The organism is Actinomadura sp. 3N508 (assembly GCF_044326375.1).
Taxonomy (GTDB): domain Bacteria; phylum Actinomycetota; class Actinomycetes; order Streptosporangiales; family Streptosporangiaceae; genus Spirillospora.
This window is the reverse complement of record NZ_JBIRAX010000018.1, coordinates 36,668-61,598: the sequence shown is the minus strand read 5'-3', so window position 1 is coordinate 61,598 and position 24,931 is coordinate 36,668. Positions and strand designations below refer to the sequence as shown.

General features: G+C 74.1%; 25 protein-coding genes. 13 read left to right on the top strand and 12 right to left on the bottom strand.

What is annotated here, in order from left to right:
* Positions 1–28 precede the first annotated feature (28 nt).
* Positions 29–1,258 (top strand): MFS transporter, encoded by a 1,230-nt coding sequence (locus ACH34S_RS39655; RefSeq protein ID WP_395958081.1) that lies wholly within the window; start codon positions 29–31, stop codon positions 1,256–1,258.
* Here the strand turns inward: ACH34S_RS39655 and kynU are convergent.
* Genes kynU through ACH34S_RS39620 form a run of 7 tightly spaced genes read right to left on the bottom strand, consistent with a single transcriptional unit; the run spans position 1,184 to position 7,520 of the window.
* The gene (gene kynU / locus ACH34S_RS39650) at positions 1,184–2,437 is read right to left on the bottom strand and encodes a kynureninase (protein ID WP_395958080.1); all 1,254 of its coding nucleotides are present in this window, start codon (positions 2,435–2,437) and stop codon (positions 1,184–1,186) included. The two genes, ACH34S_RS39655 and kynU, sit on opposite strands and share 75 nt — an antisense overlap.
* Positions 2,434–3,468: an amidohydrolase family protein gene (locus tag ACH34S_RS39645; RefSeq protein ID WP_395958079.1), complete on the bottom strand. Its 1,035-nt coding sequence runs from the start codon at positions 3,466–3,468 to the stop codon at positions 2,434–2,436. Before ACH34S_RS39645 ends, kynU begins: the two co-directional genes overlap by 4 nt.
* A 10-nt stretch (positions 3,469–3,478) precedes the next feature.
* Entirely contained in the window at positions 3,479–4,051 is a 573-nt protein-coding gene (locus ACH34S_RS39640; RefSeq protein ID WP_395958078.1) for a 3-hydroxyanthranilate 3,4-dioxygenase, read from the bottom strand.
* Positions 4,048–4,494 carry a RidA family protein gene (locus ACH34S_RS39635; protein WP_395958077.1) on the bottom strand — a complete coding sequence of 149 codons (447 nt, stop codon included), beginning with the start codon at positions 4,492–4,494 and terminating at the stop codon, positions 4,048–4,050. The genes ACH34S_RS39640 and ACH34S_RS39635 overlap by 4 nt, the downstream gene beginning before the upstream one ends.
* 49 nt (positions 4,495–4,543) lie before the next feature.
* A complete protein-coding gene (locus ACH34S_RS39630; RefSeq protein WP_395958076.1) occupies positions 4,544–5,287 on the bottom strand; it encodes a 2-keto-4-pentenoate hydratase in 744 nt (247 codons plus the stop codon).
* Complete coding sequence (locus tag ACH34S_RS39625; RefSeq protein ID WP_395958075.1) at positions 5,287–6,072, bottom strand: 2-keto-4-pentenoate hydratase; 786 nt, start codon at positions 6,070–6,072, stop codon at positions 5,287–5,289. Before ACH34S_RS39625 ends, ACH34S_RS39630 begins: the two co-directional genes overlap by 1 nt.
* 11 nt (positions 6,073–6,083) lie before the next feature.
* Entirely contained in the window at positions 6,084–7,520 is a 1,437-nt protein-coding gene (locus tag ACH34S_RS39620) for a 2-hydroxymuconic semialdehyde dehydrogenase (protein WP_395958074.1), read from the bottom strand.
* 114 nt (positions 7,521–7,634) lie between these two features.
* Between ACH34S_RS39620 and ACH34S_RS39615 the strand changes: the two genes are divergently transcribed.
* Positions 7,635–8,570 (top strand): LysR substrate-binding domain-containing protein, encoded by a 936-nt coding sequence (locus ACH34S_RS39615; RefSeq protein WP_395958073.1) that lies wholly within the window; start codon positions 7,635–7,637, stop codon positions 8,568–8,570.
* On the opposite strand, the gene ACH34S_RS39610 is transcribed toward ACH34S_RS39615, so the two are convergent.
* Positions 8,571–9,434, bottom strand: coding sequence for an alpha/beta hydrolase (locus ACH34S_RS39610; RefSeq protein ID WP_395958072.1), 864 nt, complete (start codon positions 9,432–9,434; stop codon positions 8,571–8,573).
* A gap of 83 nt (positions 9,435–9,517) precedes the next feature.
* Positions 9,518–11,113, bottom strand: coding sequence for an ABC-F family ATP-binding cassette domain-containing protein (locus ACH34S_RS39605; protein ID WP_395958071.1), 1,596 nt, complete (start codon positions 11,111–11,113; stop codon positions 9,518–9,520).
* A gap of 76 nt (positions 11,114–11,189) precedes the next feature.
* On the opposite strand from ACH34S_RS39605, the gene ACH34S_RS39600 reads away from it, so the two are divergent.
* Positions 11,190–11,849 carry a TetR/AcrR family transcriptional regulator gene (locus tag ACH34S_RS39600; protein ID WP_395958070.1) on the top strand — a complete coding sequence of 220 codons (660 nt, stop codon included), beginning with the start codon at positions 11,190–11,192 and terminating at the stop codon, positions 11,847–11,849.
* Between the two features lie 3 nt (positions 11,850–11,852).
* Here the strand turns inward: ACH34S_RS39600 and ACH34S_RS39595 are convergent, their stop codons facing one another.
* The 3 genes from ACH34S_RS39595 to ACH34S_RS39585 are packed head-to-tail and all read right to left on the bottom strand — an operon-like array spanning position 11,853 to position 14,196.
* A complete protein-coding gene (locus ACH34S_RS39595) occupies positions 11,853–12,338 on the bottom strand; it encodes an NUDIX domain-containing protein (RefSeq protein ID WP_395958069.1) in 486 nt (161 codons plus the stop codon).
* A complete protein-coding gene (locus tag ACH34S_RS39590) occupies positions 12,335–12,973 on the bottom strand; it encodes a response regulator (protein WP_395958068.1) in 639 nt (212 codons plus the stop codon). The genes ACH34S_RS39595 and ACH34S_RS39590 overlap by 4 nt, the downstream gene beginning before the upstream one ends.
* Entirely contained in the window at positions 12,961–14,196 is a 1,236-nt protein-coding gene (locus tag ACH34S_RS39585) for a sensor histidine kinase (protein WP_395958067.1), read from the bottom strand. Before ACH34S_RS39585 ends, ACH34S_RS39590 begins: the two co-directional genes overlap by 13 nt.
* Before the next feature lie 150 nt (positions 14,197–14,346).
* Between ACH34S_RS39585 and ACH34S_RS39580 the strand changes: the two genes are divergently transcribed.
* From ACH34S_RS39580 to ACH34S_RS39535, 10 genes are all read left to right on the top strand, one after another.
* On the top strand, positions 14,347–15,093 hold the full coding sequence (locus ACH34S_RS39580) for an ABC transporter ATP-binding protein (protein WP_395958066.1): 747 nt from the start codon (positions 14,347–14,349) through the stop codon (positions 15,091–15,093).
* Complete coding sequence (locus tag ACH34S_RS39575; protein ID WP_395958065.1) at positions 15,090–17,519, top strand: FtsX-like permease family protein; 2,430 nt, start codon at positions 15,090–15,092, stop codon at positions 17,517–17,519. Before ACH34S_RS39580 ends, ACH34S_RS39575 begins: the two co-directional genes overlap by 4 nt.
* A gap of 30 nt (positions 17,520–17,549) precedes the next feature.
* Positions 17,550–17,720 (top strand): hypothetical protein, encoded by a 171-nt coding sequence (locus ACH34S_RS39570; protein ID WP_395958064.1) that lies wholly within the window; start codon positions 17,550–17,552, stop codon positions 17,718–17,720.
* A 107-nt stretch (positions 17,721–17,827) separates the two neighbouring features.
* A complete protein-coding gene (locus tag ACH34S_RS39565; RefSeq protein WP_395958063.1) occupies positions 17,828–18,664 on the top strand; it encodes a DUF4253 domain-containing protein in 837 nt (278 codons plus the stop codon).
* A gap of 186 nt (positions 18,665–18,850) precedes the next feature.
* Positions 18,851–19,696, top strand: a complete 846-nt coding sequence (locus ACH34S_RS39560; RefSeq protein ID WP_395958062.1) for an STAS domain-containing protein — start codon at positions 18,851–18,853, stop codon at positions 19,694–19,696.
* Positions 19,696–20,073 (top strand): STAS domain-containing protein, encoded by a 378-nt coding sequence (locus tag ACH34S_RS39555; RefSeq protein WP_395958061.1) that lies wholly within the window; start codon positions 19,696–19,698, stop codon positions 20,071–20,073. The genes ACH34S_RS39560 and ACH34S_RS39555 overlap by 1 nt, the downstream gene beginning before the upstream one ends.
* Positions 20,070–20,510: an anti-sigma regulatory factor gene (locus ACH34S_RS39550; RefSeq protein WP_395958060.1), complete on the top strand. Its 441-nt coding sequence runs from the start codon at positions 20,070–20,072 to the stop codon at positions 20,508–20,510. Before ACH34S_RS39555 ends, ACH34S_RS39550 begins: the two co-directional genes overlap by 4 nt.
* Positions 20,498–21,562, top strand: a complete 1,065-nt coding sequence (locus ACH34S_RS39545) for an ATP-binding protein (RefSeq protein ID WP_395958059.1) — start codon at positions 20,498–20,500, stop codon at positions 21,560–21,562. The genes ACH34S_RS39550 and ACH34S_RS39545 overlap by 13 nt, the downstream gene beginning before the upstream one ends.
* Entirely contained in the window at positions 21,559–23,322 is a 1,764-nt protein-coding gene (locus ACH34S_RS39540) for an ATP-binding protein (protein WP_395958058.1), read from the top strand. Before ACH34S_RS39545 ends, ACH34S_RS39540 begins: the two co-directional genes overlap by 4 nt.
* Before the next feature lie 5 nt (positions 23,323–23,327).
* The gene (locus ACH34S_RS39535) at positions 23,328–24,917 is read left to right on the top strand and encodes a SpoIIE family protein phosphatase (RefSeq protein ID WP_395958057.1); all 1,590 of its coding nucleotides are present in this window, start codon (positions 23,328–23,330) and stop codon (positions 24,915–24,917) included.
* Positions 24,918–24,931: the final 14 nt, after the last annotated feature.

The following is a 24,931-nucleotide window of genomic DNA, read 5'->3' as shown; positions in this document are numbered from 1 at the left end:
GGAAGCCTGCCTGTTAGTTTCTGGGACCATGAACCCTCAGCACCGCGCCATCGGCGCCGTGTTCGCCGTCCACGGAGCCGTGGCCGGGACGCTCGCCACCCGCATCCCATGGATCCAGGACCGGCTCGACCTCTCCCCCACCGTTCTCGGGCTCGCCCTGCTGTGCCCGTCCCTCGGCGCCTTCTCCGCCATGCCGACCGCGAGCCGCCTCGCGCACCGGATCGGCGAGCGGCGGGCCATCCGCATCCTGGCGGCGGCGTGGTGCGCGGTCCTCGCGCTGCCCGCGCTAGCACCCGCGCCCGCCTGGCTGTTCGCGGCGATGCTGCTGTACGGGGCGGCGTCCGGCATGTGCGACGTCGTCATGAACGCGCACGGCGTCGCCGTCGAGAAGCACCTGCGGCGCCCGATCATCTCCGGGCTGCACGGCCTGTGGTGCGTCGGCAGCCTGACCGCGGGCGGCGTCGGCATCCTCGCCGCGCACAACCGGGTGGACGCCCGACTGCACCTCGGCCTGGTCGCCGTCGTGCTGCTCACCGCGGCCCTCGTGGCCGGACGCGCGCTGCTCGCGGACCGGCCGTCCGAGGGCGTCCCGGTGCCGCGCCGCTTCGCGCTGCCGACGCGGGCCGTCCTCGCGATCGGCCTCGTCGGGTTCTGCGGCACCTTCGCCGAGGGCGCGAGCGCCGACTGGGCCGCCGTGTACCTGACCGAGGTCGCGGACGCTGGCCCCGGCCTGGCCGCCGCCAGCTTCACGATCTTCATGTCGTGCATGGCGGGCGCGCGGCTGGTGGGCGACCGGCTCGTCCGGCGGCTGAACGCGGTGAAGGTCGTCCGGTGCGGCGGCGCGATCGCGGTGCTCGGCGGCGTCCTGGTCGTGGTGTCCCGCGCCCCGCTGCCCGCCATGGCCGGGTTCGCGCTGCTCGGCATCGGCGTCGCGACGGTCGTGCCGCTGGTCTTCGCGGCCGCCGCCGACACCGGCCCGAGCGCCGGCGAGGGCGTGGCGGGCGTCGCGACGATCACCTACCTGTCCGGCCTGACCGCCCCCGCCGTCACCGGCTGGACGGCCGGCGCCCTCTCCTACCCGGCCGCCTTCGCCATGATCACCTGCGTCGTCGCGCTCATGACCGTCTCCGCCGGAGCCCTCCGCCCGCGCGCCGCGCCCAAGCCGGCGCGCGCCGGGACGCCGCTACAGGACGGCGGCGAGGGCGTCGGCGGCTCGGTGGCAGTCGTGGAAGGTGCAGTAGAGCGGGACGGGCGCTAGGCGGACGACGTCCGGTTCGCGGGCGTCCGCGATGACGCCGTGTCCGGCCGCCAGGCGTTGGACCAGGGCGCCCGCGTCGTCCACCCGGAGGGAGAGCTGGGCGCCGCGGGACGCCGGGTCGGGCGGGGTGATGATCTCCAACCCGTTCAGGGGGGCCAGTCTTGTCGCCAGGTAGGCGGTCAGGCGCTCGCTCTTGGCGCGCAGGGCGTCCATGCCGACACGGTCGAAGATCTCCAGGGAGGCCAGGACGGGCGCCAGCGCCAGGATCGGCGGGTTGGACAGCTGCCAGGCGTCGGCCGACGCGGGCGGCGCGATGTCCGGGTCCATCCGGAAGCGGACGGACGGGTCGGTGCCCCACCAGCCGGAGAGCTTCGGCACGGACGCGTCCTGGACGTGCCGCTCGTGGACGAAGCATCCGGCGACCGCGCCCGGCCCGGAGTTGAGGTACTTGTAGGTGCACCAGGCCGCGAAGTCGACGTCCCAGTCGTGCAGCCGCAGCGGGACGTTCCCGGCCGCGTGCGCGAGGTCCCAGCCGACGACGGCCCCGGCGGCGCGGCCCGCCTTGGTGATCGCGGGCATGTCCATGAGCTGGCCGGTCAGGTAGTTGACCCCGCCGAGCAGCACGAGCGCGACGGTGTCGCCTTCGCGTTCGAGGTAGGCGACGACGTCCTCGGTGCGCAGGTTCTCCTCACCCGGGCGCGGTTTAAGGCGGACGACCGTCGCGGCCGGGTCCAGGCCGTGGTGGACGGCCTGGCTGGCGACCGCGTACGAGTCGGACGGGAACGCCGTGTCCTCGATGACGATGCGGGTGCGCGTCCCGGCGGGGCGGTAGAAGCTCGCCATCAGCAGGTGCAGATTGACCGTCAGCGAGTTCATCGCGACGACCTCGTGAGGCTGGGCGCCGACAAGGCGTGCGGTGGGCTCGCGCGCCAGCTCGTGGTAGTCGACCCAAGGACGACGGCCTTCGGTGTGGGCCTCTACGGCGAGCCTGGCCCAGTCGTCCAGTTCCTCGCGGAGCCGCTCCGCGACGGTCCTCGGCTGGAGGCCCAGGGAGTTCCCGGCGAAGTACGCCGCCTCGGCGTAGGTTCCGCCGGGGGCGGGCGGGACGAGGAACTCGCCGCGCAGCGTGGGCAGCGGGTCGCTCGCGTCGAGCCGCCGTGCCTCCTCTTCACGGTTCACGGGGTGCTTCCTTCGGTCACCAGTTCCTCTTCTTCCGCGGCGGCGGCGAAGAACGTCTCGGCGTTGCCGCCGAGCAGGAGGGCGCATTCCTCGTCGTCCAGGCCGGGGCAGTCGCGGATCGTGCCGCCCGGTTCCAGCTCGCCCAGCGGGAACGGGTAGTCGGTGCCCAGCATCACGCGTTCCGGGCCCATCACGTCCACGAGGAGCCGGAGGGCGCGCGGGTCGAACACCGCCGAGTCGACGTAGAACCGGTCGACGTACTCGGACGGCGGGCGCGGGGAGGCGGCGCGGACGATGTCGCGGCGGTGCCAGGCGTTGTCGGCGCGGCCGAGCAGGAACGCGAAGCTGCCGCCGCCGTGGCAGAAGCACAGGCGCAGGGACGGCGGTATCCGCTCGAACGCCCCGGACAGCATGAGGCCGAGGATGCTGAGCTGCGTCTCGGCTGGCATGCCGCAGAGCCACGGGAGCATGTGGCCGCGCATCCGGTCGGCGCCGAACATGTCCCAGGGGTGCGCGAGCACGGGCAGGCCGAGGTCGGCGCAGTGCGCGAGGAACGCGGTGATCCCCTCGTCGTCGAGGTTGCGGTCGCCGACGTGGTTGCCGATGTGGACGCCGCGGTGCCCGGCCGCCTTCGCGCGGGCCGCGACGTCGCAGGCGAGCGCCGGGTCCTGCAGCGGGACCTGGCACAGCGGGAGCAGCCGGCCGGGCGCGTCCGCGCAGAAGGCGAGGATGCGCTCGTTCACCAGGTCGCACCAGTCGGCGGCGCGGCCCGGCTCGGCGGCGTAGCCGAACATCAGCGGGGTGGACGAGACCGCCTGGACGTCCACCCCGGCCGCGTCCATGTCGGCGAGGCGGCGGGCCGGGTCCCAGAGCGCCTCCCCGACCGGGCGGTACTCGTCGTCGCCGCTCATCATCATTCCGGTGCCGCCGCCGTCGACGCGCAGCCACGGCTGCCCGGCGCCGGTGAGGAGGGCGCCCTCCCGCCGGGAGATCCGGGGGAAGACGTGCGTGTGGACGTCGATGACCGTCACGGGACCCTCGTCACGCCCGGGTCTCGGTGGCCGGGACCATGGCCTCCGGCCACAGCTTGCCCGGATGGACGGCGCCGCAGTTCGGGCATTTGCGGTCCCCGTCGTAGAAGCTCTGGAACACCGGCGGCAGGTCGTCGACGATCGAGCGGACCTGCAGGTCGGCGCGGTGCACGAGGTGGTGGCACTCGGTGCAGTACCACTCGAACGCCTCCAGCTCTCCCTCCGGCCGCGGGATCTCCACGACCAGCCCGATCGACCCGGCCTCGGGCCGCTGCGGCGAGTGCCGGACGTGCGGCGGCAGCAGGAAGATGTCGCCCTCGTTGATCTGCAGGTCGACCGGCGGGCGGCCCTCCTCCTCCATGACGCGCAGCACCATGTTGCCCTTGAGCTGGTAGAAGAACTCCTCTCTCGGGTCGTCGTGGAAGTCGGTCCGCTGGTTCGGGCCGCCGACCACCATGACGATCAGGCCCGCGTCGTCGAACACCTGGACGTTGCCGACCGGCGGCTTCAGCAGGTCGCGGTGCTCGTCGATCCACGACTCGAAGTTGAACGGCCGTCCGAACGACAGCTGCGGCAGGGTCATGCTCCGGCCTCCTTGGCGGTGATGCGTTCTGTGGGGATGTGCGCGACGCACGAGATCTCGATGAGCAGGTGCGGGTGCGGGAGCTGGTGCACCGCGACGGTGGTGCGAGCGGGCCCGGTCTCGTCGAAGTACTCGCCGTAGACCTCGTTGTACCCGCCGAAGTCGTTCATGTTCACCAGGTAGGTGGTGACGTTGACCAGGTCGCGCAGGTCGCCTCCGGCGGCCTTGAGGAGGTCGCGGACGTTCTCGATGACGGCGCGGGTCTGCGCCCGGATGTCGAGGTCGGTGACGCCCATCGGGTCGGCGCTCGCCCCGGCGAACGTCCCGTCCGGGCGGCGCGAGCTCGTCCCGGACACGAACACCAGGTCGCCGGCCCGCTTCACGTGCGGGAACCGTCCGCGCGGGGCGGCCTTGCCCTCGACGAGGATCGCGTCGTCGCTCATGCCTGCCTCCTGTGAGAGGGCGACCCCCACACCCCCCGGTTCGCTTCGCTCATGCCGTGACCTCGACGCTGCCGAGGCCCGCGCCGGTGACGCGGACGTGCGCGCCCTTCGGCAGCGGGACGGCCGCCGTCGCCGCGCCCGCGAGGACGACCCAGCCGGGTTCGATCTTCATCCCCGCGCCGAGCGCGAGCCGGGCCGCCGCGCGCAGCGACCGCGCCGGGTCGCCGAGGATCGCCGCGGAACTGCCCGTCTCGACGGGACGCCCGTCGATCTCCATCAGCAGGCCGATGTTCGACACGTCGTGCGGCGGGTGCCAGGCCCCGAACCCGAACCGGGCGGCGGACGCGTTGTCGGCGATGACGTCCGCGAGGGTGAACTTGAAGTCCCGGTAGCGGGAGTCGAGCACCTCGAACCCGACCGCGACGCCGGTCACGGCCGATTCGACCTCCGCGGGCGAGCGGACCTCGCGGCCGATCAGATACGCGATCTCCGGTTCGATCCGCGGATGGATCAGCGTCGAGACGTCCACGGTCGAGCCGGTGAGCATCGCGTCGGTGAGCACCCCCCAGATGACGTCGTCCACGCCCATCTGCGCCATCTTCGCGCGGCTGGTGAAGCCCATCTTCACCCCGGCGAGCCGCTCGCCCCGGCGGCGGCGCCGCTCGATTCCGGCGCGCTGCACGGCGTAGGCGGTGGCCACGTCGAACGGCGTGCGTTCGGTGAGCTTCGCCACGGGCAGGACGTCCCGGGCGGCCTTGTCGAGACGTTCGGCAAGCAAGTCGACGTCCACCATCAGCCTTTCTCCTTACCGAAGGCGGCGCGGACGTCGCCCAAGCCGTCGATGCGGGCCTCGAACACGTCGCCGGGCGCGGCCGGGACGACCGGGCCGAGCGCGCCGGTCAGGACCGTGTCCCCGGCGCGCAGCGGGCGGCCGACGCGGACGAGCGTGTCGGCGAGCCACAGCGCCGCGTTCAGCGGATGGCCGAGACAGGCGGCGCCGGTCCCGGTCGAGACCTGCTCGCCGCGGCGCTCCACCACCATCCCGCACAGGCGCAGGTCGACGTCCTTGAGCGGGACCGGGCGGCTGCCCAGCACGTACAGGCCGGACGAGGCGTTGTCGGCGACCGTGTCGGTGAGGGTGATGTCCCAGTCGCGGACGCGGCTGCCGACCACCTCGATGGCGGGCAGCGCGAACGCGGTCGCGCGGATCACGTCGGCGACGGTGTGCCGCTCGTGGGTCAGGTCGTGCTCCAGCACGAGCGCGACCTCCGCCTCCGCGCGCGGCTGCAGCACCGCGCCCGCGGGGATCTCCGCGCCGTCCGGGACGGCCATGTCGGCGAACAGCATCCCGAAGTCGGGGCTGTCCACGCCGAGCTGGTCCTGGACGGCCCGCGACGTCAGGCCGATCTTGCGGCCGGCGAGCCGGCGGCCCTCGCCGAGCCAGCGCTCGGTCAGCCGGTCCTGGACGGCGTAGGCGTCGTCGGCCGTCGTGATCAGGTCGCGGACGGGCTCGCAGGGCACGCCGGACGCGTGGGCGCCGAGGATGCGCTCGGCGGCGGTGTCGATGTCGGTTGTCACGGGGTTCGCCTTCAGATCTGGATGCACACGTTCACGGGCTCGGAGAAGAAGTCCAGGGAGTACTCTCCCCCTTCGCGCCCGATCCCGGACGCCTTGACCCCGCCGAACGGGGTGCGCAGGTCGCGGAGATTCCAGCAGTTCACCCAGACGATCCCGGTCTCGACGCGCGGCGCGACGCGGTGCGCCCGGGACAGGTCGCGGGTCCACAGCGTGGACGCGAGGCCGTAGGGGCTGTCGTTGGCGAGCGCGAGCGCCTCGTCCTCGGTGTCGAACGGCGCGACATGGCAGACCGGGCCGAAGATCTCCTCGCGGACGGCGCGGGCCGTCTCGGGCAGGCCGGTCAGGACGGTCGGCTCGACGTGGAAGCCGGTGTCGCGCTCGTCGCCGAAGGCCGGGACGCCGCCGCCCGCGACGACCGTCGCGCCCTCCTCACGGGCGATGCGGTAGTAGGACAGGACCTTGTCGCGGTGGGCGGCGGAGATCATCGGGCCGTAGCCGTCCAGGGCCGACGCCCGCTCGCCGAGCCGGACGACGAACTCGTCGAAGATCGGCCGCTCGACGTAGACGCGCTCGGTGCAGAGGCAGATCTGGCCGGAGTGGGTGAAGGAGGAGCGGACGGTGCCGTCCACGGCGGCGTCGAGGTCGGCGTCGGCGAACACGAGCGCCGGGTTCTTGCCGCCCAGCTCGAACGAGACCGGCGTGACGTGGTCGGCGGCGTTGCGCATGATCGCGGCGCCGGTGGCCGACTCGCCGGTGAACGCGATCGCGTCGACGCCGGGATGGCCGGTGAGGAACTCGCCCGCCGCGGCCGGGCCGTGCCCGTGGACCAGGTTGAACGCGCCGTCGGGAAGCCCGGCGCCGGCGATCACGCGGGCGAGCAGCGTCGCGGTGGACGGCGTCTCCTCCGACGGCTTCAGCACGACCGCGTTCCCGCACGCGAGCGCGGGCGCGATCTTCCACGTGGACAGCAGCAGCGGGAGGTTCCACGGGGAGATGATCGCCACGACGCCGAGCGGGCGGCGGACCGTGTAGTTGAGCGCCTGCCCGGCTCCCGCGCTCCAGCCGGGGACCTGCGTCGTGTAGGCGCGTTCGGGGCGCCCGTACAGCAGGTCGGCGTAGGCGCGGAAGTTGCCGATGGCGCGGGGGACGTCGACGGTCCGGGCGAACTCGCGGGGCCTGCCGGTGTCGGCGACCTCCGCGTCCACGAACTCGTCGAACCGCGCCTGGATCCCGTCGGCGACGGCCCGCAGCGCGGCGGCCCGCTCCTCGGTGCCCGACGTCCCCCAGGAGCCGCGGAGAGCCCGCTGAGCCGCGGTGACGGCGTCGTCCACGACCTCGCGCGTGGCCTCGGGGACGGTGCCCAGCTCCGAGCCGTCCGCGGGCGCGATGAGCGGGAAGGACGGCCCGTCCGATCGGAACACGCCACCGACGTAATGCTCAGCCTTCATCGCTCGCTCTCCTCCCGGGGCCCTTCGTCCGCCTTGATCCTCCGCCCGCGAAGCTATGCCTGGCAAATACCAATCGACCATGGAGATATGACGAGCTTGTGATAGTAAGTGGGCATGCGCGCGATCGACCTGCTGAACGGGCGGCTGAAGCTCCGCCACCTGGTCCTCGTCGTCGCCATCGCCGACCAGGGCAGCGTCCTGCGGGCCGCCGAGCATCTCCATCTCGCGCAGCCCGCCGTGACGCGCAGCCTCCGCGAGGTGGAGAACATCCTCGGCGTGGAGCTGTTCACCCGCGGCCCGCGCGGCGTGACGCCGACGCTGTTCGGGGACGCCTTCGTCGAGCACGCGCGGGCCGTCCTCGCCGAGCTGCGCCGCGCGGGCGAGCGCATCACCGGCCTGGCCGACGGCGAGGTCGGCACCGTCACGATCGGAACGCTCCTCGCCGGGTCCAACGTGCTCCTCCCCCGCGCGATCGCCGCGCTGAAGCGGGACCGTCCCGGGATCACGGTGATCGTCCAGGAGGCGACGTTCGACGCCCAGGTCCCGCGCCTGCTCGACGGGGAGATCGACCTGATCCTCGGCCGGCTCAACCCGATCGGCGACCTGCGCGGCATCCGCCAGATCACCCTCTACGGCGAGCCGGTCCGGCTCGTCGCCCGCCGCGACCACCCGGCCCGCGCAAACCCGGACCTGCGCCTCGCCGACCTGCTCGGCTACCCGTGGGTGCTGCCGCTGGAGCAGACCGCCCTGCGCACCGAGCTGGAGCAGGTGTTCCGCGCGGAGGGGCTCGTCCCGCCGGCGAACCTGGTCGAGTGCACGTCGGTGCTGACCGTGCGGACCCTCGTCCGCGACACCGACATGATCGCCGCGCTGCCCGAGCTGGTCGCCCGGACCGACGCCGACATCGCGCCGCTGCCGGTGCCGCTGGAGACCGTCCGGCGCCAGGTGGGCGTCACGCTCCCGGCGCACCGGCCCCCGACGCCGTCCGCGCGGCTGATGCTCGACCACCTCCGGCAGGAGGCCGCCGAGATCACCGGCGCGGTGACCTGATCACACGGAGCGGACGAGGTCGACGAGCGCCCTGCCGAGCGCCGACTCCGCGTCCGCCAGGTCGAGGACGACGTCGAAATGGTCGCGGTCCTTGACGACGATCAGGTCGCCCGCGTCCCACTGCGGGTGGAACCGCCGGGACTGGTCCAGGAAGCCGTCGCCGTCGTCCTCCGCCACGGCGAACACGGCGGGGCACCGCCGGTCCGCGGGGAGGAGCGCGGGGCTAAGCGCCGCCGCGCGCTCCTCGTCGAGGCGCAGGTACTCGTTGACGTAGATGCGGGTGATCGGGCGGATGTCGAACAGGCCGCTGATCGGCATCGCCGCCTTGACCACGTCCTCGGGGAGGCCGAGCGGCTCCTGCCAGCGGCCGGCCATCGTCATCCCGGCCAGATGCCCGCCCGCCGAGCTCCCGCCGACCACGATCCGGTCCGGGTCGAGCCCGTGCTCGCGCCCGTGCCGGTACACCCACGCGACCGCCGCCCGCGCCTGCCGGACGATCTCCTCCAGCGTCGCCTTCGGAGCGAGCGTGTAGTCGGGGACGACGGTCGCGATGCCCTGCTCGTGGAGCATCCGCGCCATGAAGGAGGACTCCTCCCGCGATAGCGCGAACCAGTATCCGCCGTGGAAGAAGATGAACGCCGGCCTGAGGCCGCTGGGGTCCGTGCCCCAGACGTCGAGGCGTTCGCCGCTCGCATCGTCGTAGACGACACCGGGATGCCCGGGAAGGCCCGCGACGGCCCGCTCGGATTCGGCCCGGTAGCGGGCCAGATGCCGGTCGAGCAGTTCCGGCCCGGCCTTCCGCCGCACGTTGTACGCGACGTCGAGTTCCTCGTCGCTCGATTCGCTGCCCGGCCAGTCGCCCATGTCGTCCGTCCCTCCGCCTCGCGGTCAGGCCCAGCCTCTCCCTCCGCGGCGGGACGAACAAATACCGTTCCGTGCGCCCGCTATCACAACCCGGCCATGTCGGCGCGCCAGACCGCCTTGTCCGACTCGCGGACTTCGCCGCCGGAGCCGAAGAGGAGGTAGCGGTCGAAGTCGGCGGCGAACCAGCGGTCATGGGTCACCGCCAGGACGGTGCCCGAATAGGACGCCAGGCCCTCCTGCAACGCCTCGGCGCTGGCAAGGTCGAGGTTGTCGGTCGGCTCGTCCAGCAGGAGCAGGGTCGCGCCCGACAATTCCAGCAGGAGGATCTGGAGCCGGGCCTGTTGGCCTCCTGAAAGTGTCTCGAACGGGCGGGAGCCCGCGGGAGCGAGTTCGTAGCGGGCGAGCGCCGCCATGGCGTCGTTGCGGGTCAGCGCGTTCTCCGCCATGAGGATCTGCGCGGGCGTGCGGCCCTGCAGATCGGGGCGCGCATGAGTCTGGACGAAGAAGCCCGGCACGACCCGCGCCCCCAGCCGGTGGACGCCTTGATGCGGAATGGCCTCACCGGCGAGGAGGCGCAGGAACGTCGACTTTCCAGAGCCGTTCGAACCGAGAACGGCGACGCGCTCGCCGTACCAGACCTCGACGTCGAAGGGACGCGTCAGCCCGGTCAGTTCGAGCGACTCGCAGATGAGGGCGCGCTTTCCGGTACGGCCGCCCCGCAGCCGCATCCGCACGTTCTGTTCCCTTGGTGCGCTCTGCGGCGGCCCCGCCTCCTCGAAGCGCTGCAACCGGGTGCGGGCCGCCTGATAGGACGAGGCGACCGCGTCATTGTTGGCGGCCCGCTGGCGGAGCGTGTGGACGAGCCGTTTGAGGCGCGCGTGCTCGTCGTCCCAGCGGCGCCGCAGTTCGTGAAGGCGTTCGGTACGGTCGCGGCGGGCCTGGGCGTAGCCCGCGAAGCCGCCGCCGTGCACCCAGACGTCGCGCGACTCGACCGTGACGATGCGGTCGGCCGCGTCCGCGAGCAGTTGCCGGTCGTGGGAGACGAGCAGGACGGTCTTGTTCGCGCCGCGGATCTTCTCCGCCAGCCATTCCTTGCCGGGCACGTCCAGGTAGTTGTCGGGCTCGTCCAGGAGGAGGACCTCGTCCGGGCCGCGCAGCAGAGCCTCCAGGACGAGGCGTTTCTGCTCACCGCCCGACAGCGTGGTCACCGGGCGTGCCTTCGCCTCGTCGAAGCGCAGGCCCAGCGCGGCGGTCGTGCAGGTGTCCCAGACGACCTCGATGTCGTACCCGCCTGCGTCCGTATAGGTGGTGATGGCCTGGGCGTAGGCGAGCTGGCTCTCCTCGCTCTCGCCCAGCGCGGACTCCGCCTCGGCCAGTTCGTCCGCGGCGGATCGCACGCGCTCGGGCGCGACCGACAGCAGCAGGTCGTGGACGGTGCGGTCGTCGCGGATGTCGCCGATGAACTGCCGCATGACGCCGAGGCCACCAGAACTGGTCACGACGCCGTCCGATGGTCGGATGTCGCCCGCGATCAGGCGCAGCAGCGTGGTCTTCCCGGCGCCGTTCGGGCCGACGAGCGCCGCCTTGGCGCCGGCTCCGACGCGGAACGAGACGTCGTCCAGCAGGACCTTGCCGCCGGGCGGCGCGTAGGTCAGGCGGCTCACCTCGATATGCCCCACAGCACTCCTACTCGTACGCTGTTCGAGATACTGGATCGTTGATCCGGTTCTCGTCCAATGTACTAGCCTGGCGGGCATGACCGAGAGCGTGTGGCTGCGGAAGGACCGTCCTCGCCGGGAGGCGCCGCCCCTGACCCGCGAGCGGATCGTCGCCGAGGCCGTCGCGCTGCTGGACGAGGAGGGCACGGCGCGGCTGACGATGCGGCGGCTCGCCGAGCGCCTGGACACCGGGTCCACGACCCTGTACTGGCACGTCGAGACGAAGGACGACGTGCTGGAACTGGCGCTCGACGCCATCTTCGGCGACGTCCCGCTCCCGGTCGCGGGGCCGGACTGGCGCGGCGACGTGGTCGCGCTCATGACCGGCTGGCGGCGCGCGATGCTCGACCATCCCTGGTCGGCGTCGATCCTCGGCGGGCGCCCGCTCCTCGGCCCCAACGTCCTGGCCCGCACCGACTTCCTGTACGCGGCGCTGGCCACCACGGGCCTGACCGGCCGGCACCTCGCCGCCGCGGCGTACGCCGTCGCCAACTACGTCATAGGTTCGGCCCTGATGGAGCTCGGCGGCCGGGACGGCGAAGAACCCGCCGCGCGGAAGACGGCGGAGCATCTCGCCCTCAACGGCGACCGGTATCCCGCGCTCGCCGCGCACGGCCACCTGCAAGGCGACGACTGGGACGCAGCCTTCGCGCAGGGCCTGGGCTACATCCTGGACGGTCTTGCCCGCCGTCCCTGACCGCTAGGGGACGAGCCCGGGCAGGTCGGCGGCGTGGTCGTTGAGGTAGGCGACGAGCTTCTCGGGGATGAGGTGGATGGACGCCAGGCCGGCGGGCGTGCAGGGGATGCGGTCGGGGTCGTAGCGGCCCTTGGCGGGGTTGTCGAACTCGGGGCCGTGCCTGCGGGACAGGTCCATCGTGACCAGGCGGCACACGTAGAAGGTGCTGTGGCGGTACAGGCCGGGTGCCTGCTCGCCGCACGCGAAGACCTGGCGGACGGGCCCGGCGGTCGCGCCGAGTTCCTCGTCCAGTTCGCGGCGCAGCGCCGCCTCGGGGGTCGCGTCCGTGGGCTCGATCTTGCCGCCGGGGGTCGTGTGGTAGACGGGGCGGTCCGGGCGCGTGCGGCGCAGCAGGACCAGCGCGTCGCCGTCCAGCAGCAGCGCCCGCACCGCCCGCCGGACCTGCGGCGCCCAGCCCGCGAGTTGAGGGCCCGCGAGTTCAGCGCTCACGAGTTCAGGTACGCGAGGACGGCCAGCACGCGGCGGTGACCGCTGTCGCTCGGCGGGAGGCCGAGCTTGGCGAACACGGCGCCGATGTGCTTGCTGACGGACCGCTCGGTGATGACCAGGGTGGTGGCGATGGTGGCGTTGTCGAGGCCCTGCGCCATCAGGCCGAGGACCTCGCGCTCGCGGGGCGTGAGGGCCTGGAGCGGGTCGTGCCGGGACGTCATCAGCTGCGAGACGACCTCGGGGTCGAGGGCGGTGCCCCCGGCGGCGACGCGGGCCAGCGCGTCGAGGAACTCGCCGACGCGGCTCACCCGGTCCTTGAGCAGGTAGCCGACGCCTTCGGCGCCGCCCGCGAGCAGCTCGGCGGCGTAGGTCTCCTCGACGTACTGGGACAGCACGAGGACGGGGAGCCCGGGCAGCCGCTTGCGGGCCTCGACGGCGGCGCGCAGGCCCTCGTCCCGGAACCCGGGCGGCAGCCGGACGTCGAGGACGGCGGCGTCCGGCCGGTGCGCCAGCAGCGCGGGCAGCACGTCCGGGCCGCTGTCCGCGACGGCGACGACCTCGTGGCCGTCCGAGGTGAGCAGCAGGACGAGGCCCTCGCGCAGCAGCACGTTGTCTTCGGCGATCACGATCCGCACGGCAGGTGCACCTCGAGCGTCGTCCCTCCCCCGTCGGGGCTGTCGATGCGGGTGGCGCCGTCGAGCGCCGCGACCCGGCGGCGGATGCCGGCGAGACCGCTGCCGCGGCCGGGGTCGGCGCCGCCCTTGCCATCATCCCGCACGATGATCGTGAGCCGGGCGGGTTCGCGGCGGACCGTGACCAGCCCGTGGCGGGCGCCGCTGTGCTTGGCGATGTTGGTGAGGGCCTCGGCGACGACGAAGTAGGCGGCGGCCTCGACGGCGGCGGGCGCGCGGTGGTCGATGTCGATGCCCAGGTCGATGGGGATCGGCGCGGCGGCGGCGAGCGCAGCGAGCGCGCCGGCGAGGCCCCGGTCGGACAGGATCGGCGGGTAGATGCCGCGGATCACCGTCCGCAGCTGGGCGAGGGCCTCCTCGACACCGTCCCTGGCCTGCAGGAACAGCGCGCGGGCCGCGTCCGGGTCGGCGTCGAAGCGGCGGTCGGCGAGCCCGAGGCGGAGCGCGGCGGCGACGAGCTGGGCCTGCGTCCCGTCGTGCAGGTCGCGCTCGATGCGGCGCAGCTCGGCGCCGTGCGCCTCCAGGGCCTCGGCGCGGGTCTCGGTGAGTTCCTCGACCCGTTCGGCGAGGCTCGTGCGGCGCGTGGGGCCGAGCAGCGCCTCGGCGAGGCGGGCCTGCCAGCGGGCGAGCCGCGGCACCAGCCACAGCAGGAGGGCCAGGTTGAAGGCGGTCTGGACGAACGGCATCGTCAGGGCCTTCGGCCAGCCGTCCAGTGTGATGAACGCCGACGTGGACCCTTCGGGCGCCGCCCACCACCACAGCGGCAGCGACAGCGTGTACGGGATCGCGGGCCAGATCAGCACCGCGAGCACCGCGGCCTGGAGGCCGGTGAGCCCGTGCGCGACCATCCAGGCGACGTCACGCCAGGTGTCCGGAGACCGGACGAGGCGGCGCGCCTCGCTCGCGCCCTCCCCGCGCATCGGCGCGTAGGGCTCGGGGATCTCGCGGCCGAGGATGCGACCGGCCCGGCGGCGTTCGGTGTTCGCGAGCGCCCGCAGTGGCTGCACGGCCGCCGGCAGCCACGGCAGCACGAGGACGATCAGCACGAGGAACGCCACCAGCGGGGCGAGCCCGAACAATGCGGGCACGGCGGTGCGCAGCCCGCCCGCCAGGTCTCTGGTCGCGTGCGCGCTGCGCCTGAACGCCCCGCCGATGTCTCCGGTCATGTCCCTCGCGGCCACGGTATGGGACGCCGCGTGCCCGCGCACCCGGGCGTGCACCCAGACCGGTGGTGTAGCCCGCTACACCACCGATTCGGGAGTCCGCGCCCATGTGCCCTGCCCCCTCCGAAACCTAGGTTCGACCAGGTGAGAACCATGACGACGATGTCGGCCGAGACCGCCACCGCCATCGGCTCCGAGGAGGCGGTGGCGCTGGAGTCGGTCACCAAGACCTACGGGCCGGTGCGGGCGCTGGACGGCGTCACCCGGACGTTCCGGCGCGGCACGTTCACGGCGGTGATGGGGCCGTCCGGATCGGGCAAGAGCACGTTCCTGCACTGCGCGTCGGGGCTGGACCGGCCGAGCGGCGGCGCCGTCCGGGTCGGCGGGGTCGACATCGGCCGGCTGAGCGAGGCGAGGCGGACGAGGCTGCGCCGCGAGCGGATCGGGTTCGTCTTCCAGGCGTTCAACCTGATCCCGTCCATGGACGTCGAGCAGAACATCACGCTGCCGCTCAGGCTCGGCGGCGCGGCGGCCGAGCCCGCGTGGCTCGACGACGTCGTCCGGCGCGTGGGGCTGGCCGACCGGCTGCGGCACCGCCCGTCGGAGCTGTCGGGCGGGCAGCAGCAGCGCGCGGCCCTCGCCCGTGCGCTGATCACCCGTCCGGAGGTCGTGTTCGCGGACGAGCCGACCGGCGCGCTCGACCCGCGCACGGCCCGCGACGTGCTGCGCATGCTGCGCGAGACGGCCGACCTGACCGGCCAGACGATCGTGCTCGTCACCCATGATCCGGTGGCCGCCGCGTGGGCCGACTCCGTCGTGTTCCTCAGCCGCGGCCGCATCGTCGACGAGCTGGAGGCCCCGACGGCCGCCGCCGTCCTGGACCGCTGGGAGACGCTGTGAGCAGGGGCCTGTTCGCCGGGATCTTCACGACACTGCTGTTCGCGGCCATGCTGGTCGGCGCGTGCGGGGTGCTGCTGGAGTCGGCGCTGCGGGCGCACGCGCCGGTCGAGCGGTTCGGCGGCGCGGCGGCGGTGGTGACGGGGCCGCAGAGCGTCGAGCGGCGGATGAAGCGGCTCGGGTCCGAGCCCGAGGCGGAGAGCCGCCCGCTGACCGAACGCGCCCGGGTCCCGGTCGCGGCGGCGGCGAGGCTGCGAGCCGTGCCGGGCGTGCGGGACGTCGTCGCGGACGTGTCGTTCCCGGTCGTGCTCCCCTCGGGGCGGGCGGTGACGGGCCACGGCTGGGAGTCGGCCGCGCTGCGCCCGTACCGGCTGAGCGCGGGCCGCGCCCCGCGGGCACCGGACGAGGTCGTGCTCGGCCGCGCCGCCGGAGCCCGGCCGGGCGAAACGCTCCGGTTGCAGACGAGCGGGGCGTCTCGCCCGTACCGGGTCGTGGGCGTCGCCGGGGACGGCCCGGACGCGGCGTTCTTCACCACGCCGACCGCGACCGCGCTCTACGGGCATCCCGGCCGGGCCGACGCGCTGGCGCTGATCGGCGGCGGTCTCGACGCGAGCGCGCTCCGCGCTGCCGCGCCGGGCCTGACCGTGGCGACCGGTGCCGCGCGCGGCGACGCCGAAGACCTCGCCGTCGCCTCCGCACGGCCCGGCATGGTGGAGATCTCCCTCTCGCTCGGCGGTGTCGCGATCATTGCGGCGCTGGTGGTGGCCGGTGGGCTGATCGTGCTGTCGGTACGGTCGCGGATGCGCGAGTTCGCGCTGCTCCGGACGGTCGGCGCGACGCCCGGGCAGGTCCGGGGGCGGCTCGTCCGCGAGACGGCGCGGATCGGCGCGCCGGCGGCGCTCGCCGGGGGCGTCCTGTCCCTGGGGCTCGGCGCGGTGATGCACGGGGCGATGGTGCGCGAGGGCGTCCTGCCGGACGGGTTCGGCCTGGCGCTCGGCCCGCTTCCGGTGCTGGCCGCGTTCGCCGGGACGCTGCTCGCCGCCGTCGCCACCGCGTTCCTCGCCTCGCTGCGGGTGTCGCGGATCCGTCCGGTGCGGGCGCTCGGCGAGGCGGCCGTCGAGCCCGCCCGGCTGCCCCGGTGGCGCGTCATCGCCGGTGTGGTCTTCCTGGTCATCGGGCTGAACGCGCTGGGGTTCTCGACCACGGCGACCGGGCCCGACGCCGCCGCGTCGGTGGGCGGCCTGGTCATGGCGCTGATCGTCGCGACGGCGCTGCTCGGCCCGCTGATCGCCCGGTTCGGCAACCGGGTGCTGGGCCGCGCCGCCCGCACGCTCTCACCGGTGGCCGGAGGGATGGCGCAGCACTCCGCAGGAGCCGCCGCGCTGCGCGCGGGGTCGCTGATCACGCCGGTGGCGCTGGCGGTGGCGTTCGCGAGCGTCCAGCTGTTCGCGCACTCGACGGTCGCGCACGCGACGCGCGGGCAGGCGGAGGCCGGGAACCGCGCCGACCGGATCATCGTGGCGGCCGGGCCGGGGCTGCCGCAGGGCGTCGCCGAGGCGGCGCGCCGCGCACCCGGGGTGACGGCCGCGACCCCGGTCAAGCGGACCACCGTGATCATGCCGGTCACGGCGCTGGGCGAGCAGACCCTCCAGTCGCTCAACGCCCGCGGCGTCGGCGCGGACGCCGCCGCGACCATGGACCCGAAGGTCACGTCCGGCGGCCTCGCCGGGCTGCGGGGCGACGCCGTCGCGCTCAGCCGCGACGTCGCGGGCGGACACGACGTCGGCGCCACGGTGTCGCTGACGCTCGGCGACGGGACCGCGATCAGGCCCAGGGTCGTCGCCGTCTACAACCGGGGCCTCGGGTTCGGCGACGTGCTCCTCCCCCGCGACCTGGTGGCCGCGCACTCCTCCTCGCCACTGGACGATCACGTCCTCGTCCGCGGGAAGGACGCCGACCTGCGGGCGGTCGCCGCCGCCCACCCCGGCGCCCGCGTGGTCTCGCCCGGCGCGTTCGGCGCGGATCTTTCGCGGGAGATCCGGCTCCAGGGCTTCGTCAACCAGGTCGTCGTCGCCGCGATCACGGGATTCATCCTCATCGGCCTCGTCACCACGCTGGCGCTGGCGACGGCGGCGCGGCGGCGCGAGTTCGCGCTGCTGCGGCTGGTCGGCGCGACCCGCGGGCAGGTGCTGCGGATGCTGCGGCTGGAGGCGGCGATCGTCCTCGGCACCGGTGTCGCGGCCGGGGCGCTCATCGCCGCGGTGACGCTGCCCGCGTTCGCCGCGGCGGTCACCGGCGTCCCGCTGCCGTGGGTTCCGCCGCTGCCGGCCGCGGCGATCGTCGCCTGCGTGGCCGGTTCCGGGGCCGCCGCGCTCCTCCTCCCGGCCCGGGCCGTCCTGCGCCGCCGCACCTCCCCCGCCCTCCCCTAGACACGCCCTTTTCCAGAAAGGCACGAGACCATGAGCAACTCCACCCGCTGGACGATCGCCGGCATCCTCATCGCCGTCAACGTCCTCTCGAACGTGGCCTTGCGAGACACCTGGCTCGAAATCGTCGTCAGCACGGCCACCGGGCTCGGCGTCGTCGCCCTGGTGATCGACTACCTGGTCCGGGGCCGCCGCGAACGCTGAGTCGGCGAACGAACCGCACGGGTCGGCCACCCGGGCGGGCCCGACGCCGTTACCATCGGTCATTGCCAAGATCCCGTTGGCGATGCTCTGTACCGGAACGGCGTGAAATGGATGATGTCGAGGTCCGGCGCCTGCCGGGCGACCTGCCGCAGCTGTTCGACCCGTCGCGGGACGGCGACGTGGAGCGGACGCTGTCGGTGCCGCTGCCAGAAGGCGACCTGGTCTGGCCCGACCCCGGCTACCCGCAGCGGCGCCCGCTCCTGCGCCCGGCGTTCTGGCTGAGCGACGAGCCCGTCCGCGGCGAGCTGTGGGGCAGGCTCCGCGCCGAGCACGCCCGGTCGGGGCTCTGGCCGCTGCTGATGGACGAGTCCGACCAGCCCTGGGCGTCCGGCCAGATCGCGCCCGAGCCGGTGGAGGAGATCGGGAACTACGTCCCGCAGGCCTTCATGTCCGAGGTCTGGTCCGACTGGGCGGAGCTGGCCGCCGACGAAGACCTCGACGACCTGGCCCCCTTCGGGCGGCACTGCCCTGGCCCGGCGCCGCCGGGCGTCCCGGTCGACGATCCGGACGCCATGGCCGACCGGTACGCCCGCGTCCTCGCCGGCCGCGGCCTCACGCTGGGGCTGGCCGCTGTCGACCGGGGCGCCGACACGCTCACCGCCGTCGGCTGGCAGGGCGCCCTCAACCACAACGAGTGGACGGCGCCGCTGTCCGCCGTCCTGCGCGGCTGGGAGGACCGATTCGGCGCCCGCGTCGTCGCGCTCGGGTTCAACACGCTGGAGCTCAGCGTCGCCGCGCCGCCGATGACGACGCGGCACGCCGTCCAGGTCGCGGCCGAGCACTGGACGTTCTGCCCCGACATCCTCTTCCAGGGCCCCGGCAGCCTCGCCGGGTACGCCGAGGAGATCCGCGCCAAGACGAACTGGTCTTTTTGGTGGGATTGACCCGGGCAAGGCAAAGCCAAAAAAGCGGTCATCCCGCGTAAACGTCCAGGTCATCCCCGGTGGGGCGCGCCCATCCGCCGGTTACGGTTGGGCGGGTGAGCACCGGGCGGCGCGACCGGGACGGACGCCTGAGCGACCCGCGCGGACGAATCCGCGCCGCCGTGCGGACGGATGGGAGCGCGGCACATGACCGACGTCTCGGGCGGCATGGGAATCACGCGGCTGCTGGACGCCTGGCGGGAGCCGGTGCTGAACCGGTGGATCGAGCTCGTCGGCGAGGGCGTCCGCGGCCGGCTCACCGAGCGTGAGCTCCGCGCCGAGCTGACCGAGCTCTACGAGCTGGTCGAACGCGCCCTCGGCGGCGACGAGACCGCCGCCGGCGAGCTGCGCGCGGCGCTCGCGGAGATCTCCCGGGGGCGGGCCCGGCAGGGGTTCAGCCCGACCGAGACCGCGATCGGCGTGTTCGCGCTGAAGCAGTCGCTGTACGAGGAGATCAGGAAGACCCGCGACCAGCGCGCCTACGGCGACCTCATCGACTTCTCGACCTATGTCGACGAGCTCGGGCTGGCGACGTTCGAGACCTACGCCTCGGCCCGCGAGCAGGTCATCGCCGACCAGGCCGAGCAGCTCCTCGAACTGTCGACACCCGTGGTGAAGATCTGGGACGGCGTCCTCGGCGTCCCGCTGGTCGGCACCCTGGACTCGGCCCGCACGCAGGTCGTCATGGAGACGCTGCTGCAGACGCTGGTGGAGACCCGCTCCCGGTTCGCGGTGATCGACATCACCGGCGTGGCCGCCGTGGACACCGAGGTCGCCCAGCATCTGATGAAGACGGTGATGGCGGCCCGGCTGATGGGCACGCACTGCGTGATCTCGGGGATCCGGCCGCAGATCGCGCAGACGATCGTGGCGCTCGGCATCGAGTTCGGCGACATCGTCACCAAGTCGAGCCTGGCGGACGCGCTCGCCTACGTCCTCGAACGCAGCGGTCTGTGCGTGGTCGCCCGGTCGGCGGCCCGGGTGGAGGCCTGATGGACCACGTGCCGATTCTCAAGATCGGGGACGTCCTGCTGGTGTCGATCCAGACCGATCTGCAGGACCAGACCGTCCTGGCGCTGCAGGAGGACCTCGCCGACCGGATCGTCACCAGCGGCGCGAACGGGGTGATCATCGACATCACGGCGGTGGACATCGTCGACTCCTTCATCGGCCGCATGTTCGCCACGATCGCCGCCATGTCGCGGCTGATGGACGCCGAGACGGTCGTCGTCGGGATGCGCCCGGCGGTGGCGATCACGCTGGTCGAGCTGGGGCTGTCGCTCGGCGGCGTGCGCACCGCCCTCGACCTGGAGGAGGGCATGCGGCTGCTCGGCGCCCGCCCGCCGGCCGCCGCGACGGACGTCTCATGACGTCCCCTCCCGGCGGCCGGGCGCCCGGGGAGGAGCCGCCCGGGGAGGAGGTGCCCATCGCCTCCAACGACGACGTGGTCCGCGTCCGGCAGCTCGTGCGGGCCGCCGCGGCGGCGGCCGGGCTGTCCCTGGTCGACCAGACCAAGATCGTCACCGCGGCCAGCGAGCTGGCGCGCAACACCTACGCGCACGGCGGGGGCGGCACGATGCGGGTGGAGCGGGCCACGGGCGCGCGGGGCGGCCGGGGCGTGCGCGTCGTGTTCACCGACGAGGGCCCGGGCATCGCGGACGTGGAGCAGGCGCTCGGCGAGGGCTGGACGAGCGGTTCCGGGCTCGGCCTCGGCCTGTCCGGGGCGCGCAGGCTCACCGACGAGTTCGACCTGCGGAGCGAGCCGGGAAAGGGCACCACGGTAACGGTGGCCAAATGGAGCCGCTGAGCGCCGGATGGACGACGAGCCCGCCCCCGGGCGAATCGCTGCGGGTGCGGGTGGAGGAGCAGAGCGCCCCGGCGGGCGTGCGGCGGCGGATCACCGCGCTCGCCGAGCGGCTCGGGTTCGGCGGGGACCGGCTCGGCCGGGTGCAGCTCGCCGCGACCGAGGCGGCCACGAACCTCGTCAAGCACGCGCGGCGGGGCGAGATGCTGCTGCGCATCGTCCGGGACGGCGGCGCCGCCGCGCTGGAGTTCGTCTGCCTCGACCACGGGCCCGGCATCGCCGACGTGCCCGTATCCCGCACCGACGGCTACTCCACCAGCGGCACGCTCGGGCTCGGGCTCGGCTCGATCGAGCGGCTGGCCGACCACAGCGGCCTGTATTCCCGTCCCCAGGTCGGCACCGTCCTGTATGCGCGGTTCCGGCCGCCCGGCGACACGACGCCCGGCGCCGGGACGATGCCGCCGCTCGCGGGGCTGACCGTGACGCTCGACGGCGAGGAGGAATGCGGCGACGCCTACACGGCCCGGCTGGTCGACGGCACCGTCTACGCGATGCTCTGCGACGGCCTCGGGCACGGCCCGCTGGCCGCACGGGCCGCCTGGGCGGCGGTGCGGGCGACGCACGAGGTCGCGTCGCCGTCGCGTCCCGCGGACGTGCTCCGGTGCGCGCACCGGCGGATGGCCGCCACCCGCGGCGGGGCCGTCGCGGTCGCGGCGATCGAGCCGGCGGCTGGGCGGGTGCGGTTCGCGGGGGTCGGGAACGTCGCCGCGTGGATCGTCGGGCCGGAGCGCCGGCACGGCATGGTCTCCGTCCCCGGGATCGTGGGGTCGCACGCCGAGCGGATCAGGGAGCACGCCTACCCGCTGCCGCCGGGCGCGGTGGTGGTGCTGCACTCGGACGGCCTCACCGGCCGCTGGCGGCTCGCCGACCAGCCGGGGCTGCTCGCCCGCGACCCGCTGCTGGTCGCGGCGGCCGTCCTGCGCGACGCGGGGTCGCGGCACGACGACCGCTCGGTGCTCGCCGTCACGACGTCCGGGTGGGGGGTGCCCGGGTGACGGCGGCCGGCGTGTCCGGCGAGCTGCTCCGGATCGAGATCACCGACGCGGAGGGCGTGTTCGCCGTCCGGCAGCTCGGCCGCCGCGTCGCCGCCGAGGTGGGCCTGCCGAACCAGGACCAGGTCCGCGTCGCCACCGCGCTCAGCGAGGCCGGGCGGGCGCTGTACGCGTGCTCGGACCGGGTGTCGGTCGCGTTCGCCCTCGACCGCGGGCGCCCGCCCGGGCTGGTGATCGAGCTGACCCTCGTGCCCCGGACCAGCATGGACGGGGCGGCCGAGTGCGAGGCCGCGATCTCGCGGCTGCTGAGCCGGGTCGATCACGAGACGACCGGGGACGGCGTCCGCGTCCGGCTCCGCAAGAACCTGCCCGCGGGCGCGGAGCCGCCCGGCCAGGCCGACCTGCGCGACCGGCTCGGCCGCCTCACGCCCGTCTCCGCGCTGGAGGGGCTCCGGACCCAGAACGCCGATCTGATGGCGGCGCTGGCGGACGTCCAGCGGCAGCGGGAGGAGCTGCGGTCCCTCAACACCGAGCTGGAGGCGACGAACGAGGGCGTCATGGCGCTCTACAACGAGATCTCCGAGGAGCTGGAGGAGACCAACCGCGGCGTCGTGGCGCTGTACGCGGAGCTGGAGGAGAAGTCCGACCAGCTGGAGAAGCTGGCCGAGGCCAAGAACCGGTTCTGGGCGACGGTCAGCCACGAGCTGCGCACCCCGATGAACAGCGTCATCGGGCTCGTCCGGCTGCTGCTGGACCCCGCCGCCGAACCGCTCACCGCCGAGCAGCGCCACCAGATCACCCTGATCGGCGACACCGGCGAGTCCATGCTGGCGCTGGTGAACGAGCTGCTGGACATCGCCAAGGCCGAGCGCGGCGGGCTGGAGCCGCGGCGCACGCCGGTGCGGGTCCCGGCGCTGCTGGAGGAGCTGTCCGAGCAGCTGCGCCCGATGGCCGAGCAGGCCGGGCTGACGCTCACCATGGACGCCGCCGCCGCGCCGCCGATCATCGTCACCGACGCGGAGATGCTCACCCGCATCCTGCGGAACCTGGTGAGCAACGGCCTGAAGTTCACCGCGGAGGGCGGCGTGCGGGTGGCGGCGCGGGCGGTGCCGGAGCACGCCGAGTTCGTCGTGTCCGACACCGGCCCGGGCATCGCGCCCGCCGACCAGGCGCGGCTGTTCGAGGAGTTCTTCCGGGTGGCCGGCAGCGACGCGGGCGGGACGGGCCTCGGCCTCCCCTACGCGCGCCGCCTCGCCCGGGCGCTCGGCGGCGACCTGTCGGTGGACAGCGCCGTCGGCGAGGGCACGGCGGTGACGCTGCGGCTGCCGCCCTACGAGAGCCTGGAGGAGCTCGGCCTCGGGCACGTGCTGATCGCGGACGACGACGTCCCGGCCCGCCGCGTCCTGCGGGCCCTGGTGGAGGGCGCCGCCGCCCGGGTCACCGAATGCACCGGCGGCCGCGCCGCGCTGGAGTCCGCCGCCGCCGACCCGCCCGACGTCGTCCTGCTGGACCTGCGGATGCCGGACGTGGACGGGTACGAGGTCCTCGCCCGGCTGCCGCGTGAGGTGCCGGTGGTGCTGGTCACGTCGACGGACGTGACCGTCCAGGGGCCCGGCGGGGGCGGTGATCCGCGGCTGGAGCGCGCGGGCGCGGTGCTGAGCAAGGACCGGCTGGGCCCCGAGACGCTCGCCGACGCGGTCCGCACGGCACGCCAGGCCGTACTCGCTGGGGACGGGTCTCGCGACACCGGGGACGGGGGGTGACGGCCGTGGCCACGACGCTGGTGGTCGACGACAACGACACCAAGCGGTACATCATCGGCAGCTGGCTGCGCCGCGCCGGCCACACCGTGGTGGAGGCCGCGTCGGCGGCGGAGACCTGGGACCGGCTCGTCGAGCATGCCGTCGACCTGGTGGTGCTGGACGTCCGGCTGCCGGACATGAGCGGCATCGAGGTGTGCGAGCAGATCAAGGCCGCGCCCGACACCAGGTCGCTGCCGGTCATCCACATCTCGGCGCAGGCCGTGGCGGCCGCCGACCGCACCGCGGGCCTGCGCCGCGGCGCCGACGCCTACATGACCGACCCGATCGACCCCGGCGAGTTCCTCGCCACGGTCGAGGCGATGCTGCGCTACTACCAGGCCCGCCGCCGCGCCGAGCGGATGGCCGCCCGGATGGCCGAGCTCACCCGCACGTCCCTGGAGATCAACTCGGCCGCGTCCTTCGACGACCTCGCGGCGGTCGCCGCCCGCGGCGCCTTCACGATCTTCGGGACACCGGCCACGGCGTTCGTGCTGCCGCCGGACGGCCGCGTCCGGCGGACCGTCGAGCTCGGCATCGGGCCGTGGCGCCGCGACTGCCCGCCGGACGCGCCCGCGCGGATGGCCGAGCTGGCGCGGCTCGGCGGCGACACCGGCACCGAGGTCACCCGGGTGCCGCTGGCGGAGTGGCTCGACCTGCTGCCCGACAGCGTCGCGGAGAGCGACGTCACGCTGGTGGTGTCGCGGTTCAGGCACGGCCGCCCGCCGATCGGCATCGCGCTCGCGGGCCGCGCCGTCCGGTCCGACGACGACATCAACCTGCTGCGGCAGCTCGGGCAGGCGGTGGCGCTCGCGATGGAGGCGCTGCGGTCCTACACCGAGGAGCACACGACCTCGCTCACCCTCCAGCGCAGCCTGCTGCCCGCCTCGCTGCCGCCCGTGCCGGGCTGGTCGCTGGCCGTGCGCTACGAGCCCGCCAGCGACCAGGCCGAGGTCGGCGGCGACTTCTACGAGGTCCTCGACCGCGGCGACCGGGTGCTGGTGGCCATCGGGGACGTGCAGGGCCACTCGCTGCACGCCGCGACCGTCATGGCGGAGATCCGGCACGCGCTGCGGGCGTTCGCGATCGAGGGGCACGACTCCGTCACGATCCTGCGGCTGCTGAACGACGTGCTGGAGCGCTACCACAACGACCAGACCGCCACCATGTGCCTGCTGACGCTCGATCCGCTGAGCGGCGCCGCGCACATCGCCAGCGCCGGGCACCTCCCGCCGCTGCACGTCTCCGGCGGGAGCGCCCGCTACGGCGCGGGCGGCGGCGTGCTCCTCGGCTTCCCGCGGGAGCCGCCCGGCACCAGCGGGGTCGCGGTCGAGAAGGCGCGGGTGCCGCCCGGCGGCACCGTCGTGCTCCTCACCGACGGGCTGATCGAGGACCGCGGCATCCCGCTGGCCGACAACCTGGAGCGGCTGCGGCTCCTCGCGGCCGGCGCGGACGGCGTCGACGACGAGGTCGAGCGGTTCGGCGACCGCGTCATCGCCGAGTTCGGCCACCGGGAGGACGACGTCGCCCTCGTCGTCCTCCGCCGCGACGCCCGCTGACGTCTCCCGTGCCG

What these genes read in the sequence shown, in the direction of transcription:
- ACH34S_RS39655 (WP_395958081.1), top strand. Translation starts at nt 29, where the DNA reads ATGAACCCTCAGCACCGCGCCATCGGCGCCGTGTTCGCCGTCCACGGA.
- ACH34S_RS39640 (WP_395958078.1), bottom strand. Translation starts at nt 4,051, where the DNA reads ATGACCCTGCCGCAGCTGTCGTTCGGACGGCCGTTCAACTTCGAGTCG.
- ACH34S_RS39635 (WP_395958077.1), bottom strand. Translation starts at nt 4,494, where the DNA reads ATGAGCGACGACGCGATCCTCGTCGAGGGCAAGGCCGCCCCGCGCGGA.
- ACH34S_RS39630 (WP_395958076.1), bottom strand. Translation starts at nt 5,287, where the DNA reads ATGGTGGACGTCGACTTGCTTGCCGAACGTCTCGACAAGGCCGCCCGG.
- ACH34S_RS39620 (WP_395958074.1), bottom strand. Translation starts at nt 7,520, where the DNA reads ATGAAGGCTGAGCATTACGTCGGTGGCGTGTTCCGATCGGACGGGCCG.
- ACH34S_RS39615 (WP_395958073.1), top strand. Translation starts at nt 7,635, where the DNA reads ATGCGCGCGATCGACCTGCTGAACGGGCGGCTGAAGCTCCGCCACCTG.
- ACH34S_RS39610 (WP_395958072.1), bottom strand. Translation starts at nt 9,434, where the DNA reads ATGGGCGACTGGCCGGGCAGCGAATCGAGCGACGAGGAACTCGACGTC.
- ACH34S_RS39600 (WP_395958070.1), top strand. Translation starts at nt 11,190, where the DNA reads ATGACCGAGAGCGTGTGGCTGCGGAAGGACCGTCCTCGCCGGGAGGCG.
- ACH34S_RS39585 (WP_395958067.1), bottom strand. Translation starts at nt 14,196, where the DNA reads ATGACCGGAGACATCGGCGGGGCGTTCAGGCGCAGCGCGCACGCGACC.
- ACH34S_RS39580 (WP_395958066.1), top strand. Translation starts at nt 14,347, where the DNA reads ATGACGACGATGTCGGCCGAGACCGCCACCGCCATCGGCTCCGAGGAG.
- ACH34S_RS39570 (WP_395958064.1), top strand. Translation starts at nt 17,550, where the DNA reads ATGAGCAACTCCACCCGCTGGACGATCGCCGGCATCCTCATCGCCGTC.
- ACH34S_RS39565 (WP_395958063.1), top strand. Translation starts at nt 17,828, where the DNA reads ATGGATGATGTCGAGGTCCGGCGCCTGCCGGGCGACCTGCCGCAGCTG.
- ACH34S_RS39560 (WP_395958062.1), top strand. Translation starts at nt 18,851, where the DNA reads ATGACCGACGTCTCGGGCGGCATGGGAATCACGCGGCTGCTGGACGCC.
- ACH34S_RS39555 (WP_395958061.1), top strand. Translation starts at nt 19,696, where the DNA reads ATGGACCACGTGCCGATTCTCAAGATCGGGGACGTCCTGCTGGTGTCG.
- ACH34S_RS39550 (WP_395958060.1), top strand. Translation starts at nt 20,070, where the DNA reads ATGACGTCCCCTCCCGGCGGCCGGGCGCCCGGGGAGGAGCCGCCCGGG.
- ACH34S_RS39545 (WP_395958059.1), top strand. Translation starts at nt 20,498, where the DNA reads ATGGAGCCGCTGAGCGCCGGATGGACGACGAGCCCGCCCCCGGGCGAA.